The sequence below is a fragment of the Bacteroides pyogenes genome (genome assembly GCF_014196225.1).
Lineage (GTDB): Bacteria > Bacteroidota > Bacteroidia > Bacteroidales > Bacteroidaceae > Bacteroides > Bacteroides pyogenes_A.
Genome location: NZ_JACIDI010000027.1, coordinates 1 through 14876, shown reverse-complemented (window position 1 = coordinate 14876; position 14876 = coordinate 1). Strand labels below are relative to the sequence as shown.

At 40.8% G+C, this 14876-nt stretch carries 12 protein-coding genes; all 12 read left to right on the top strand.

Annotated elements, in window-relative coordinates; genetic code table 11:
* Positions 1-8: 8 nt before the first annotated feature.
* The 12 genes from GGR07_RS13115 to GGR07_RS13980 all read left to right on the top strand — a co-directional run bounded on the left by GGR07_RS13115 (position 9) and on the right by GGR07_RS13980 (position 14786).
* Entirely contained in the window at positions 9-929 is a 921-nt protein-coding gene (locus tag GGR07_RS13115; protein WP_021645228.1) for a hypothetical protein, read from the top strand.
* A gap of 339 nt (positions 930-1268) precedes the next feature.
* Complete coding sequence (locus GGR07_RS13110) at positions 1269-1589, top strand: DUF3853 family protein (protein WP_034543835.1); 321 nt, start codon at positions 1269-1271, stop codon at positions 1587-1589.
* A complete protein-coding gene (locus GGR07_RS13105; protein ID WP_021645225.1) occupies positions 1589-3025 on the top strand; it encodes a DUF3987 domain-containing protein in 1437 nt (478 codons plus the stop codon). Before GGR07_RS13110 ends, GGR07_RS13105 begins: the two co-directional genes overlap by 1 nt.
* Positions 3026-3217: 192 nt before the next feature.
* Entirely contained in the window at positions 3218-4099 is an 882-nt protein-coding gene (locus GGR07_RS13100) for a BT4734/BF3469 family protein (RefSeq protein WP_021645224.1), read from the top strand.
* Positions 4096-5007 (top strand): DUF6371 domain-containing protein, encoded by a 912-nt coding sequence (locus GGR07_RS13095; protein WP_021645223.1) that lies wholly within the window; start codon positions 4096-4098, stop codon positions 5005-5007. Before GGR07_RS13100 ends, GGR07_RS13095 begins: the two co-directional genes overlap by 4 nt.
* Before the next feature lie 416 nt (positions 5008-5423).
* Entirely contained in the window at positions 5424-5861 is a 438-nt protein-coding gene (locus GGR07_RS13090) for a hypothetical protein (protein WP_021645221.1), read from the top strand.
* Positions 5819-7474 (top strand): plasmid recombination protein, encoded by a 1656-nt coding sequence (locus GGR07_RS13085; RefSeq protein ID WP_021645220.1) that lies wholly within the window; start codon positions 5819-5821, stop codon positions 7472-7474. The genes GGR07_RS13090 and GGR07_RS13085 overlap by 43 nt, the downstream gene beginning before the upstream one ends.
* A gap of 172 nt (positions 7475-7646) precedes the next feature.
* Positions 7647-7868 (top strand): helix-turn-helix transcriptional regulator, encoded by a 222-nt coding sequence (locus GGR07_RS13080; RefSeq protein ID WP_021645219.1) that lies wholly within the window; start codon positions 7647-7649, stop codon positions 7866-7868.
* A gap of 10 nt (positions 7869-7878) precedes the next feature.
* Positions 7879-9651, top strand: coding sequence for a DNA methyltransferase (locus GGR07_RS13075; protein ID WP_021645218.1), 1773 nt, complete (start codon positions 7879-7881; stop codon positions 9649-9651).
* Positions 9641-11479, top strand: coding sequence for an Eco57I restriction-modification methylase domain-containing protein (locus GGR07_RS13070; RefSeq protein WP_021645217.1), 1839 nt, complete (start codon positions 9641-9643; stop codon positions 11477-11479). Before GGR07_RS13075 ends, GGR07_RS13070 begins: the two co-directional genes overlap by 11 nt.
* On the top strand, positions 11476-14622 hold the full coding sequence (locus GGR07_RS13065; RefSeq protein WP_021645216.1) for an N-6 DNA methylase: 3147 nt from the start codon (positions 11476-11478) through the stop codon (positions 14620-14622). The genes GGR07_RS13070 and GGR07_RS13065 overlap by 4 nt, the downstream gene beginning before the upstream one ends.
* A gap of 29 nt (positions 14623-14651) precedes the next feature.
* Positions 14652-14786 carry a hypothetical protein gene (locus GGR07_RS13980; RefSeq protein ID WP_021645215.1) on the top strand — a complete coding sequence of 45 codons (135 nt, stop codon included), beginning with the start codon at positions 14652-14654 and terminating at the stop codon, positions 14784-14786.
* Positions 14787-14876: the final 90 nt, after the last annotated feature.

Sequence of the window (14876 nt, the reverse complement as noted above, 5' to 3'; positions counted from 1 at the left end):
CGACAGATATGATTATAGAGCCGGAAAGATATTTTCAGTACACTATTCCCAAGTTGCACACGCTGTGGAATGGGAAAATTCGGGACTTTAGTCATCAGGCAATAGCTGGTTTCCGACATTTTATTTCAGCCTATCAAGACAAAAAGCTTGTTGTATTAATTACCGAGGTAACCAGAGATAAGCTACAGGCATACTATGATGCAAAGACCAAGCAAAAAAGTAATGTGTCATTATTGGAATTGTCCCATGCTGGCCGTTGGTATGCCAATGGATTTATTTCTGCCTACAACTTCTGTGAGCAATATGAGAAAGAACATCCATCTGCCAAGGTCGATTTTGCCCGTTATGCCAACATCCTTGAACAAACAAATGAGACGCATTCATCTTCAGATAATGGACTTAACCACAACTATATCATAAACATTGGGCGAATAGAAGGAATACGTTTTTATCTTAAAGAACAAAGTATATCTGGCAACATCGACAATACTATACCATCTTCTCAACCCCAAATTGAAAAAGCAAAGGATGAAGAAGCGTCCATGGTCAATTCCACAGGATTGACGCTGAGTCAGAATCTTAAGCCGGCATCTAAGAATCAACGTGTCATCCATGCCATTGAAGATATATTAAAGCGGCACAAGGGTAAGAAATCAGAGAGAACCATTGTGGGTTATTGTATGATTGCCATAAAAGGACTTGTTAAAGATGAAGCCTCAGATAAGATTCTGACAGCTGCTTTTAAGAACGATTATTTCCCAGAAGATGACATTGATAAGTTTTCGGCTTCAGTATATCGGGTGCTAAGATCCTATAGTAAGAAAGGTTCCAAAATGGTTCATAACCCTGATGAGCAATGGGGCGATCAAAAAGAAGCCATCTTACAGGAAGTTAAAACTCAGATACGAAAAGCAATATCTAGCGTTTAGTCATCATTTTCATTATCACGTTCTTCTCATAAGGTGTATCTTGACAGTATGGATACACCTTTTTTGTCTCTATACTATCCCTAATGCAAAATAATAGCTCTATGTGATTATCCAAACCGAATCCTTATCCAAAGGACAATCCAAACTATCCAAACAATTATCCAAAAATGTATATAAATCACTGATTATCAGCTGATATTTAGTGATTTTTCTTTTATTATTCACGCTAACTTTGCTCCAGAAAACGTGACGCAAGAGTACGAGCTGCGCCATATGTGGCAAAGAAAAGATGAGTCTCGTACCTCATCTTGGAAGCCAAAATTGCTTAAACAGATGAATATGCAATTAGAAGAATTATTAAGGAAGCCGTTATGGCAGATGACTGGTGAGGAGTTTCTATTCCTGCAAAACTCATCTCATCAAGGGGAAAACTATGCACCAGCTCCTGTCGTTGAGACATCCAAAAAGAGGTACGAATATGGCATCCGAGGGATAGCTAAGATATTTGGATGTTCAATTCCAACAGCCAACCGCATAAAGAAAAGCGGAAAGATTAATGCCGCCATCACTCAGATTGGCCGCAAAATCATAATAGATGCAGACTACGCACTGCAATTGGCTCAGGACAGAAGTATGTATAAAAAGAAAGGAGGTAGGTAATGTCAGAACAAATCATGCCATTTGACGGAAACGGACAGCCTGACTTCCTATCCGTCATCAACGCTGAGGCAGAGAAGGTGGAGCCAACTAACAAGGTTCCACCCTCTCCTCCAGACAAGCAACTACCATCTCTTGTGCTTCCAGAGCCATTGCCGACTTTATCAGAAAAACCCCAAAGGGAGCAACACCTGAAAGCCTTGACTTTCACAGAACCTACGCTACCTGTTGATTGGCTGTCGCAATCTGTACAGAACTACATCCAGACTGTCACAGAGTCATACGGATGCCCACAAGACTTTGTAGTGGCTATATGCTTGATAACTGCTGGCATAGCGGCTGGGAAGAAGGTGGTGCTCACAACTAACCCTTACACCAACTATCCATGCGACTTCGTTTGTTTAGTCGGTAAGCCGAGTCGCAATAAAACGGGACCTCTCAAGGAAGTTACCAGTCCACTTCGAGAATACGATAAAACAAACTTTGCTAAGTATTCCGAAGATAAGGCTGCCTATGATCAAAACAAACAGGAAGATAGGAACTTCAGCGGTGAACAGCCGATATTCCATCAGCGAGTGGCTGGCGACAGTTCCCCTGAGTCTCGTAACGCACTCTTGGCACAGGGCGATATGATTATTATTGTTGCCGACGAGCTGAAGTCTTTCGTTGATTCTTTTGGGCGATACGCCAAAGGCGGAAACGGCTCTGGAACTGAGGTGTCTCAGCTTCTGTCAACATGGTCAAATGTAAGTTTCACCATCAACCGGAAGTCAGAAGACACCAAACTTGTCGATGATCCCACCATGAGTATCATAGGCGGTATTCAACCTGGTCCGCTTGGAAAGACCTTCGGCACTGACTCACTCATGGATTCGGGTTTTACCCAGCGTTTCCTTTTCGTCTATCCAGACAAAGCAGAGTTTATCAAGAGACTCGACCGCAAACGGATGACACAAGAAATGCGTGACAGTTGGAACGATATCATTGGCCGTCTGTTCGGAATGGAACCTTTGACGCTCCATCTGTCCCATGAAGCCGAAAGACTTTACGCTGATTATGCCGATGACAACGACATGAAAGCTGATGCGGAAGAGGATGACCACATCGGTGGCATGAGGCAGAAGATGAACATCCATGTGCTTCGTCTGGCCATCATGTCACACCTGCTGTCAGACCATTGGAATGAGCCTGTTATCACAGGCAATGGAATGGAATATGCCATCCGCGTTGCCGATTACTTTACCCAGATTCATGTTGAACGCATATATCCGCTCCTCATGGGTAATGCCCGACAAGCAATCAAGAGACTGACCAAGGAACTTGTCATTACGGAAATCGGCCAGACATTCGACATCCAGAACAAGAGTGCACTTGCAGAGGCCTTGAACTTTGACCGCGCAAAACTCACGAACATCCTCAATGGTAAACTCAGAAAATAAAGTCACAGTCACACATCCTTGCAATGACCTTTATACAAATGGATTAAGGTGTGACGTATGTGTGACCATCCAAATGATGAGCAAGAAAATGAAGAATAAACAAAGGTCACACCAAAGACACACAACAAATGTCTATTTATAAAGCAGTTGTCGCCAACTGTGACTGTGACCTCAATTTCTAAAAAAACGATTATGAACAATATATTTGATACCCCGATCAGTTACTATGCCAACGTGAAAGACAAGGTTGGCACAGAGACCACCCTGCGCAAGTTCCTCTTCTGCGACCACTACAGGGAACAGATAGAAACCATCCGTTCCTTGACTGACGAGGAACAGCAAAAGAGCCTGAAAAAGCAACTGCCTCTGGCTACCATCTCAGGCACATTTGCCCCGACACGCAAGGCCGAGAACCTCGTGGCCCACTCGAATCTGCTTTGTATTGACATCGACAAAAAAGACAATATGGACGTGACGTGGTTTGACGATCTGAAACATGAGTGGCACAACATCCCCCAGATACTCTATGCTGCCCACAGCGTGAGAGGCATAGGCTGGTTTGCCATCTTCCACATAGCCTATCCCGAGAAGCACAAGGCCCAGTTCGAGGCACTGCGTCAGGACTTTGCCCACGAGGGGCTGGTCATCGACGAGTCATGCAAGGACGTGAGCCGGATGCGCACCATCTCCTACGACCCAGAGCCGTATGTGAATGAGGATGCCACATTATATACTAAGATTTGGGTGGAGTCAATGCCGAAATTTAAGAACCAGTATGATGAAGATGACGATATGGAGAAAGTTGAAAGGTGCTGCCGTATAATCGCAGACCGCGGCATCGACATCACCACCACCTACGATGACTGGTTCCATGTGGGTGCTGCCTTGGCATCACTCGGTGAGTGTGGGCGTAGCCTGTTTCATCTGGTCAGTTCGCAGAACGCCAATTATAAAGCTGCTGAGACAGATAAGAAGTTCGACAACTTACTCCGCAACATCAGCAGCATAAACATAGGAACGTTCTACCATATCTGCTCGCTATATGGAATCAACTGGAAGGAGGGCTGGCTATGAAAGTGGAGATTACGAGTTTCAACAATAAATTCTTCGAGTATCTCTGTAACTATATCTGCTTTGACCAAGAAAAGCTGGAGGCTATGATGAAGCGATATCCCATCGGTTCAACAGAGCAGAACGAGCCGATATTTTGGCACATCAATGCGGAGAATAAGATTATCAATGGTCATATCATCACAATGGATAGTGACACCGGGAATGTCTATGATGAAAGCTGGTATTATCAAGATGAGCGACATACTTGCCTGTTTGGTGAGAATCTGCTCGATAACTTCCCCAGCCAGACTGTTGCATTAGTGAAGAGTGAAATGACCGCAGCCATAATGAGTTGCTTCCCCACCCCATACATCTGGCTTGCTACTGGCAAGGACAATGTTGCCATCTCCGACTTGTTCCCTCTCGAAGGAAGATCTGTAGTTGTATTCCCTGACAAGGGTGAATATGACAGGTGGAAAGACGCGCTTGGGACTATTCCCAATCTTCAGTTTCATGTTTCAGATGTGATAGAGAAACCACAAGGTGATTGCCACAATATTACCCAGATGGTTCTCTATCAACAGCCTCTGCGACCGAGCGATGAGGAAGCAGCCTTAATGAGAATGGAGGAAACCAGCCCCAATCTTGCTTTGCTTGTCAGGGCTCTTGACTTGGAAGTAGTAAGCGTGTCTGTTGCGGAAGATACAACGACTAATTTCGGTCAGAAATCAAAAGCATTTTCATCATCCACGATTCAGTCCAAGGATGAAGAAACCTTGCAAACCATCAAATCGGAACAGGAAAAACGATGGCACGGCAAGAACAGGGAATGCCATCAATGCGACCTGTCACATGAGGGAATCAATGATACTTACTGCAACAAACTCCATCGGTATGTCGAATATGGGAAAGGCGATTGTGGCCAATAGGTGATGCAGTCATGCTTCACCTGATGGTGTCTGAATGGAGGCTGCGCCGCAGGGGATTACGCAAACGACGAACGAATGAGAGAAGAACAATGCTTGCATTAGCTTTTCCGAGTGAGGAGAAGTTCGGCGTAGCCAATAATCCCATAACATAATATGGACTTTTAGATTCGCCCGACGCTCCCTTAAAAGTCCCATTATGCTCTCCGAGGGTTTGGGCCATACCTGCAAGCAGTGCCGATTGCCTCAACTGACACCAGCTGCCAAGTGGCACCAGCGAGGGAGTGACTCTCTCCCTCGACCCTCCACTCAGATTTCTTTGCCGAGCAAAGCGGCCATAGGTCGAGCGCACCCGAGACCTGAATGGCATAGTAAGAAAAACAAAATGTAGAACAAAAAATAAAGAAAGGAACAAAATCATGAGTAAAGCAAGAAACAGCATTCCTCGTGCCGCAATCCATGTTGGCGCACCAGCAAAGTCCTTTTCTGCTGCTGAAGGCTATGAGCCAGAACGTCGCGGATGGGACGAGAAAACCTATCGTCTGAAGAATCAGGACACCAACAATCACTACGACTATTCGCGCAAGCACCTCAATTTCGAGATTAACGGCAAGGGCGAATTCGTTCCCCTCTGTTCAGATCCTGTGCCACTTCACGAACGCTTGCAGAAGCGTCTTGATGAACTTGGCTTCAAACCTTACAAGGACAAAAACAATCCGATGGGCAACTCCGATAATAGCCCAAACTGCACTGTCGGTATCGTTATAAGTGGTGACCATGATGTGCTAACCAGACTTGCCTCGGCGACCAAGACGTGGATTTCACCCTTCAAAAAAGCAATGCCCATGTTGTACTGAGACAAGGTATCAAAGATTGGGCATTGGACACTTACCATTGGGCCTGTCGTCTGTGGGGTGCTGAGAATATCATTGGCTTCGATGTGCACCTCGATGAGACTACACCGCATATTCAAATCCAGACCATCCCCGTAGCTAAGACCAAAGCCAGAGGTCGTACATCTGTCAAGTATGTGCATAAGGATGACAAGTCAAAGGTACTTTCCTATAAGGAGTGGAAGAAGCAACCCGAAGAAATCCGAAACGACTTCATCAGAACAGAAGTCGAACGGAGGGAAAAGGAATGTGTATCGTATGCCCGTGTATGGGGAGAGGACAAATATGCCGTTGGCAGAACATACTACCAGATGCACACCGACTACTACAATGAGGTGGGACACAAGTACGGTCTGGAACGCGGTGATGACATCGCCATGCTGCCAGGTGAGGAACGGCGAGAGCGAATCCACAAGAACAAGGCATTGCTGGAAGCAGAGCGTAAGGCAAATGAAGCCATCACCAACGCCCAAGCTGAAAATCAACGGTTGGAACAGCAGAAGGACAAACTTGTAGGTGAGACACAAAGCATCAGTAAGCAGAAGGCAAGATTGGAAGATAGCATCTCACAACTGGAAGATTATGCTGCGGCATTGGACATCAAAGAAGAAGACCTTATCGTGCCAATACTGAAGACCAACCCACTTGTAAAGAAGGCTGTTGATGCAATACTGGAAGAACTTGATAAGCCTATCCCTACATTTGGGCAGAAAGAATGGAAAGAAAAAGGTCGGCAAGCGATAAAAAAGATTCTCACGGAGTTGCAGACTGAACTCATCAGTGCCAAGAAAGCCCAGAAGGAGGATATACTGAAATTGGGAAAATCGCTCTACAATAAGGCTATGCAGAATGCAAGAGCAATCATCGAGCAGAACAAGCAACTACAAAAGGAAAATAGTAGGCTGACCGAAGAAAACAATGGGCTAAAAAAGCGAATAGCCTCAATAGACGAGAAAGCCATCATCAGACTTCGCTACCAGAAGAATGCAGAAATTGACAAGTTGGAGAAGGAACTTCAAAGGGCCGAGTCCGAAGCTGGCCGTTCTGACAACATGGCATCGCGTGAACGGCAGCGTGCAGATAAAGCAGAAGGTCAAATCAAAGAAATGATGGACATCCCAGAAATTAAAGAACTATGGGATAGAATCCAACAAAATAAGAAAGATTTCTTGCGGCAGCTTGACCGATGGATTAACGATGCCATTGCTGCCATCAGGGACTATGCACAGCGCAAAGACAACGACTTCCAACCAAAGCAAGGCAACACAGTTGCAATGGGTATCATCGCAGAGGCATTTAAGCGCGACCTTGACCCAGCTGACGGGAAGCAACGCAAGATGGCTACCGGCTATCTATTGGAGAGAATGTCATGGACTGACATGTCCGAGTTCAAGGCAGGCCTTACAGCAGCCCGTACCAGACAACTCTGTGATGCGATGACAGTCTCCAAAGAACTGATGCAAAACTTGCTTCTCATGGCAGGAGGCAGAGGTGGCATCGGTGTTGGAGGTGGTGGTTCTAGCAGTGAGCTTACCAATTGGGACGGCACGAAGAAAAAGACAGGCTGGGGAAGGTAACGTGATGTCGTGTTCCAAACCACAGAAGTGTTACCAAACACGGAAACACCTTCCGAAAAATCTATTACAGGCAAGATATAGCATTTTTTGATATATTTATAGCGAAATTATAGTAGATTTCACAATAAATTGAGTAATTTTGCGCTATATTGCAAAACAAATAAAAAGTAATATGAAACTCAATCGCATAAAATCAGTACTTGTAGAAAGAGATAAATCTCAACAATGGCTTGCAGAACAAATAGGCAAAAGCTTTAGTACCGTCAATGCTTATTGTTGCAACCGTCAACAACCATCATTGGAAATTCTTGACAAAGTTGCAGAATGTTTGAATGTTGACATGAAAGAATTGATAATAGAACGACGCGAAAGAGATTCACTAAATTTGAAATAAGTAGTAAGCCATGAGCAGATCTATAGACATATTGTATAGTACACCTTTTCCTTCAACCAGAACTGGTGCATTATTTAATGCTTTTTCATATCCAACCAAGATTTCGCCAGAAGCGGAAGCAATCTTTATTGCTTGTCACACAAAAATTGGTGATACCATTCTGGATCCTTTTGGTGGTAGTGGAACAACTGGTATTGCTACTTTGCTAACAGATTGCCCTACTCCTGAAATGCTTGAAAAAGTTAAGGAGTTGGGATTAGAGCCAACATGGGGGCCAAGAAAGGCAGTTGTTTATGAGTTAAGTCCCATAGGATGTTTACTAGGGAAGGTGATGTGTTCCACTAAATCGACTCTGTTTAAGAAACATGCGGAATCATTGCTAAAAATGGCATCTGACATTTGTCTAAATGTATATACTGTTAAAGACCCTGAAGGGAATAACGGTATACTTCGTCATGCAATCTGGAGTGACTTGGTTGTATGTCCTTTCTGCGGAAAAGAGTTCCTTTATGCAGAACTAGCTATAGATGAAAATCCGTTGAAATTCAAAGAAGATTCTATTTGTCCATGTTGTGGAAGCAATATTCATCTATCGGAGGCAGAAAGACTCAAAGAAACCATCATAGATCCGCTCATACATGAAGCGGTTTCTGTAAAAAAACGTAGATTATACAAATTATATGGGTCAACGGGCAAAAGGAATTGGTCTCGTTTGGCAACAGAATCCGACCAAGAGGAATATGATTCCATGATGAAGGATAGAGACATATCTTCATCTACGATTTATAAAATCAAATGGGGTGAACTTTATCGTCAAGGTTATCATTACGGCATAACCCATTTACACCATTTCTATACATATCGGAACTGGTTTGTGTTTAACACTTTATGGCATAAGGTAGATCTATTCCCTGAAGAAATCCAAAATGCACTTAGGATTTTTCTTCTTAGCTATAATACTGCTCATTCAACGTTAATGACTAGAGTCGTTGCAAAGAAGAATAACCCAGATTTTGTTATAACAGGTGCTCAACCTGGTGTTTTGTATATTAGCGGACTGCCTGTTGAAAAGAATATAATGTTGGGGCTTCAGCGAAAACTGAAAACATTTGTTGAAGCTTTCCAAAAGATTGAGTCTTCAAAGGGAACAGTTGAATTTGTAAATGGAAGTAGCACAAATATTAAATTGGAAGACAATACGATAGACTATGTTTTTACAGATCCCCCATTCGGAGATTTTATACCCTATTCCGAAATCAATCAGATTAACGAAGCGTGGCTGGGAATTGTTACTGATAATACTGAAGAAGCAATCATCAACCCTGCCCAAGGAAAAGCAATTGATGAGTATTCTAATCTGATGACCTCTGTCTTCGCTCAGATAAGCAGGAAAATGAAGGCTACTGCTTCATGTACATTAGTCTTTCACTCTGCAAAATCAGCAATCTGGAGAGCATTAGTAGATGCTTATAAGCAATCTGGTCTTTATTCTGTTAAAGCAAGCATATTAGATAAAATACAGCCATCTTTTAAACAGACAAATTCAAACGTTACCGTAAAAGGAGACCCTTTGATTTTGCTAAAAAAAAATAATGAGGAAGTACTATCCAATAGTTTCTTTCATAACGACAAGGAGTTAGCTCAATTTCTAAAGAATCAGGCTTCAACTCCATACAACAAGGACATAGCGGTAAAAACATTTTCTAAATACATAATGATGTGTATTGAACATAATTACACCATTACACTCGATGCTAAATACTTCTTTGAACATGAAGCTTGATAAGAAGAAATTATTAGGTCAATTTTTTTCGGGAAGTAAAATAGCCGAAATGATTGAAGCATTGGTTCCGTCACGAAATATAACCAGTGCTATTGATCCGATGTGTGGAATTGGCGATCTTCTTCTTCCTTATGCCGACATTGAAGATTTGACAGGTATTGAAATTGATATACAGCTTAGAGATACTATCATAGAAAGACTCCCTAATATTCAATGTATTAGCGGAAATGCATTTTCAGCCCAGACCCTATCATGCTTGAAATCTGAAGGATATGATTTAGTTGTTGCCAATCCTCCGTATGTACGAAAAGAACTCATTGGTAAAGCCGAAGAAACAAAGTTCTCACTTACTGACATCACTTGTAACTTGCATTTTTTTACAGACGAATTTAACACGTTAAATGACTCTGAAAGAAAAATGATGCATTGTGCTATTGATAAAATATCAGGTTTATCTGATTTGTCAATTCCGGCTTGGCTATTGTGTATGATGTTGGTAAATCACAAAGGAAAGTTTGCAATCGTACTTCCTAATTCATGGTTGTCTAGAGAGTATTCACAGCCAATTTTGGAGCTGATTGACAATCTATTTGATGTAAACTATATACTAAATGACGTAAATGGCGTATGGTTTAAGGGAAATGCACAGGTTAGGACTTCTATTATAATCGCTTCGCGGAAATCTACCTGTAGTATTGATACTTCAATTGTTGATTTGTATGAAAGTGCCCAAAATAGTACTTCATTATATGGGAATGTCACGGAAGCACATAACTTTGCAAATTTTATTGAGAAAGGTTTTTCTATACCAAACGTTTGTGAAATCAAACGCCTTTCAAAGAGTACAATTACCAGCGTTCAGACAGAGAAGTTGGAAGATTGCATTAGATTAGTCTCTTCAAAGAGTAATGAATACACAACAATGCCCTCTCTGGAAGATGTTGGATTAAAAATTTCACAAGGTCTTAGAACTGGTGCCAATGGCTTTTTCTATCTTAAACGTGTAAGCGAAGGTGTTTATCAGTCAAATATCTCTGCTGGCTTTATCATTCATAAAGATAATCTTTTCTTGCCAGTAATTCAAGGGCAATCAGACCTAACGGATAGATATGCTGTGAATACTAAACTTAGTACTGTACTCTTAAACATACAAGACTCTCTTACACAAAGTGACTTTGATAATACTGAAGAAGAACATAAAATTGGCTATATTGTTCTGCCTCTCGACATACAACAATACATATCTGATTCGGAAAAACTAAAAATCAAAGGGAATTTAATTCCATCATTGTCTTCAGTAAAAACCAATGTAAGTAAACCGAAAAAAGGCCTGTATCGTTTTTGGTATATGATTCCAAAATTGCAAAGCCGCCATACTGCTAAAATTTTTATTCCGCGTGTAAACAGTTCCGCAGTAACAGTATATAAATGCGAGATTATAAACGCTGTAATTGATGCTAATTTCTCAACAATAGACAACTCAGACAACAGCATTTGGACAAATAATGCCCTTATTGCGATACTTAATTCTACTTGGTGCCAGGTTCAGTATGAACAATTAGGCACGGTTATGGGTGGAGGTGCACTTAAGTTAGAGGCTGTTCAATTAAGAAAGGTGAAGATTCCTAACTTGTCTAAGGAAGTATTATTAGAACTTGATAGAATTGGCGGAGATTTATGTAAATGTAAAATTTCCAATCAGTCTGACTTATTAGATCAAGTCGACTTGCATATCATAAATTCGTTCTTAAATAGTAAAGAAAAGAGCGAAATATTATTAGGTGAATTAAAGAATCAACTACAACATTATAAAGAAACCAGGCAATGAGCTATATAGCACAAACAAAAGAGTTTATAACTCAGGCGAAGTCTCTAATTGATAATGGAGCAATCGAAGCTAGAGTAAGAGAAAATTTTGCATCGTATCTTCGTACGATGTTCCCCCCTAACACAAAATGGGTTGATGAACACATCAAGCACGGGGAGGAACATGTGAGACTTAACAGGCATGGAGTAACTGTATCTGGGTTTATTGATAACTGCATTGCTAATACAGCAATTGAGTACGAAAAGAATCTAAATATACAAACCGTTTTTCAAGAAGGCTACCGTCAAGTAAAAGAGTATTGTGCTGCCTTTGTTAGAGAAGGTGTTGATTTCAATATTATTCAAGGTGTACTTTCTGATACTCTTAATTGGTACGTCTATAAGGTTGAACCAAATCCATTGATAGATCGATCTGATTATAACGAGGATAATATTGAATTATCAGTTGTTGACGAGCTTCATATTTCAGAATGTACGGATGCTATCGCACAAGCGACATTAGATTTCCTAAGTAAATATCTAGGACGAGAAGGAGGTAGATTGATAAGCGCAGAAAGACTCGCCGTTGATTTTGGGTTGAATAGTAAATTTTCCCAAGAGTATTTGAATTGTTTTGGAGAATATGTCAATGCTCAAATAGAGAAGAAACCTGACTACTTCAAGATGTTAAGAGAATTGTGGGACAACTACACTTCCATCGCAAGCGTCTCTTATGAGTACATGAATTCTAAGGCTTCCTATATCAACGAATTTTACATTTCTATACTTGCCAAACTATTGTGCGCTAATTTTCTGGAAAGGAGGGCAATTAACTCAAATGAAGCTGAGCTTAAATCCATTGTGGACGGTTCATTTTTTACCAATCACCAGTTGGTGAATTTTGCAGAATATGATTATTTTGGATGGTTGACGGAAAATGACATTATTCAGATTATGCCAGTCATTTCCAGTATGCAAAGAGATTTGTCTGTTTATGATTTTTCTGTTAATATAGAAGAAGATTTGTTTGGCAATTTGATGATACAGCTAGCAGATCGTTCTCAGCGACTGTTATTGGGACAAGAATTAACCCCAACATGGCTCTCGAATATGATAGTAGGCAAAACCATGTCTATGCTTCCAATTGGAGAAATGCCTGTGTTTGTTGATATGTGCTGTGGATCTGGTTCTATGGTTGTTTCTACGCTCAGATTATTACAATCACTCCTCACAGATTGCTCGATCGAAGAAAAGCGAAATATCGTCATGAAGTCTATAACAGGCTTTGATATAGATCCTCTTGCTGTTATCCTAGCAAAAATTAATTGGGTTATTGCAGCAAATAATATAATCGATTTCACTACAGATATTTATATTCCAATTTATCATGCGGATTCTCTATTTATACAAAGCCCGATTTCTATTCAGGAGGATTCTTGTATGCTTCAACTGCATGACGAACGTATTTCAATACCATTATTTTTAGTCAGAGAATCAAATGGAGTAAATCTTTTTGACAGTGTTCTCGATCTTGCTTACGATTGTATTCATGATGAGCTAACCTTAGATGAAATCCGCACAATTACTGAAGGGCGAATTGACATGTCTTCGTTAGATTCGTATGATCAAAGTACATGCGTGGATTTTATTTACAATTTGTATCGCACTATTCGGAATTTGGACCAAAAAGGGCAAAATGGAATATGGTCTTTTGTGCTGAAAAATACACTTCGACCAACTCTGGTTGCTGCTAATTTTAATGGTATCGTATCTAATACACCATGGCTAGCGTTAAGTAAGCTTGGGAACAATCCATATAGGGATAAATTGAAGTTCTTAGGTCGGTGTTTAGGAATCCTCCCAACTGGTGCAAGTGCTCCGCACGTTGAATTGGCTACAATATTCTTAGTGAATTCTGTTAAGCGATACCTAGTTGAAGCAGGTGTATTCGGATGTATTTTACCACACTCAGTTCTTGCTGGTAATAACCACATGCCTTTCAGAACGGGGCAATTTTCATCTATAACTCGCCCTATAAAACTTAATCCAGAATGTGTTTGGGAATTGCCTAATGATACTTTCAAAAATAAGGCAATAGCCATTTTTGGTCGGAAGGTGAATTACGTTGGATCAAGCGAAATCACTGGTGCTATTGTTTCTGACAAGAATAATGTGACATCGGCGACATTCTACGTTAAAAAAAGCGGGGATTTGCAAATATGGACAAATAATCCATCTGAAATAGAACGTATAGATTTCTCCTGCTACAAATTCCAACAGGGGGCAGATATAATGCCACGATTCTTGTTCTTCTTTAATTTAGAATCGAGAGGAAATAAATTCATTCTTTCACAACTTTCGTTACATAGCAATTATGGATACTTCTTGAAAGACATGAAGGTTGGCAGGGATTTCTGTCCACCATCTATTTCTGTTGATAAAAATCGCTTTTTTGATATACTTATTTCAAATGTTTTAACGCCATTCAATATTAGTATCTGTCCCAAAGCTCTGTTGCCTATAAAGCGCAATAGTGAAGGGAAATGGGCGGATCTTGAAAATATTGATATACTTACTCTTGCACGGCCATTAAAACTATTCTTCAATCAAACGAAGAATATTTACATAGCTTACAAAGAAAAGAGGATAAAATCTTTGTTCGAAGTACTCAATGTATTCAGTAAGCTTGAAAAGCAGATAATACCAGTTGGCTCATTCTTGGTCGTATATGGCGCAGGTGGGTCAAAAACTTGTGCGGCATACATGAAGGTGGAACGTGAAATAATCATAGATCAGACTATTTATTATTATATTGCAGACACAGAAGACGAAGCCATATTTATGACTGCTTTGTTAAATAGCAATTCTATCGAAAAGGTGAATGCTGCATATCAAGCCCAAGGGCAATTTGGTAAAAGGCATATTCATACATTGCCAGCAGACTCCATCCCTGCATTTGATAGCGATAATCAAATGCATATAGAATTGGTTTCCATCACGAAATCACTGACATGTTCATTAAATTCAAAAACTCCTTCGGACAAATTAGACCCAAACAAAGGTCCTGTAGCAACCCGAAGAAAGGCTATTACAAAAATACTTGTTGGACTTCCTGAATACGAAAGCTATGAAGAACTTTGTATGAAGATAATCACCGAGCATTAATTATCTTTTCAAGACGTTGAGTAATACATATGAAGATAGAAAGCATAGCTGACATACAATTTTTGATAGACAATTCTGTGGAGGAATCTACAGAGTTGGAATACAAACGCTCTTTTGCCAAGGCTAATCCAAAGTGGAAAAAAGAATTAGCAAAAGATATGTAAGCCTCCGGTAAACCACGTATTTTCTGCAATCTCTTCGACCAGTATCTTTGTGCCCAAAAATAAAACTTATGATGACACGAGAAGAAGTTG

Excerpts from the sequence above, each read along its gene's own strand:
- GGR07_RS13075 (WP_021645218.1), top strand. The coding sequence starts at position 7,879 with ATGAGCAGATCTATAGACATATTGTATAGTACACCTTTTCCTTCAACC.
- GGR07_RS13115 (WP_021645228.1), top strand. The coding sequence starts at position 9 with ATGATTATAGAGCCGGAAAGATATTTTCAGTACACTATTCCCAAGTTG.
- GGR07_RS13110 (WP_034543835.1), top strand. The coding sequence starts at position 1,269 with ATGCAATTAGAAGAATTATTAAGGAAGCCGTTATGGCAGATGACTGGT.
- GGR07_RS13090 (WP_021645221.1), top strand. The coding sequence starts at position 5,424 with ATGAGTAAAGCAAGAAACAGCATTCCTCGTGCCGCAATCCATGTTGGC.
- GGR07_RS13100 (WP_021645224.1), top strand. The coding sequence starts at position 3,218 with ATGAACAATATATTTGATACCCCGATCAGTTACTATGCCAACGTGAAA.
- GGR07_RS13080 (WP_021645219.1), top strand. The coding sequence starts at position 7,647 with ATGAAACTCAATCGCATAAAATCAGTACTTGTAGAAAGAGATAAATCT.
- GGR07_RS13105 (WP_021645225.1), top strand. The coding sequence starts at position 1,589 with ATGTCAGAACAAATCATGCCATTTGACGGAAACGGACAGCCTGACTTC.
- GGR07_RS13095 (WP_021645223.1), top strand. The coding sequence starts at position 4,096 with ATGAAAGTGGAGATTACGAGTTTCAACAATAAATTCTTCGAGTATCTC.
- GGR07_RS13065 (WP_021645216.1), top strand. The coding sequence starts at position 11,476 with ATGAGCTATATAGCACAAACAAAAGAGTTTATAACTCAGGCGAAGTCT.
- GGR07_RS13980 (WP_021645215.1), top strand. The coding sequence starts at position 14,652 with ATGAAGATAGAAAGCATAGCTGACATACAATTTTTGATAGACAATTCT.
- GGR07_RS13070 (WP_021645217.1), top strand. The coding sequence starts at position 9,641 with ATGAAGCTTGATAAGAAGAAATTATTAGGTCAATTTTTTTCGGGAAGT.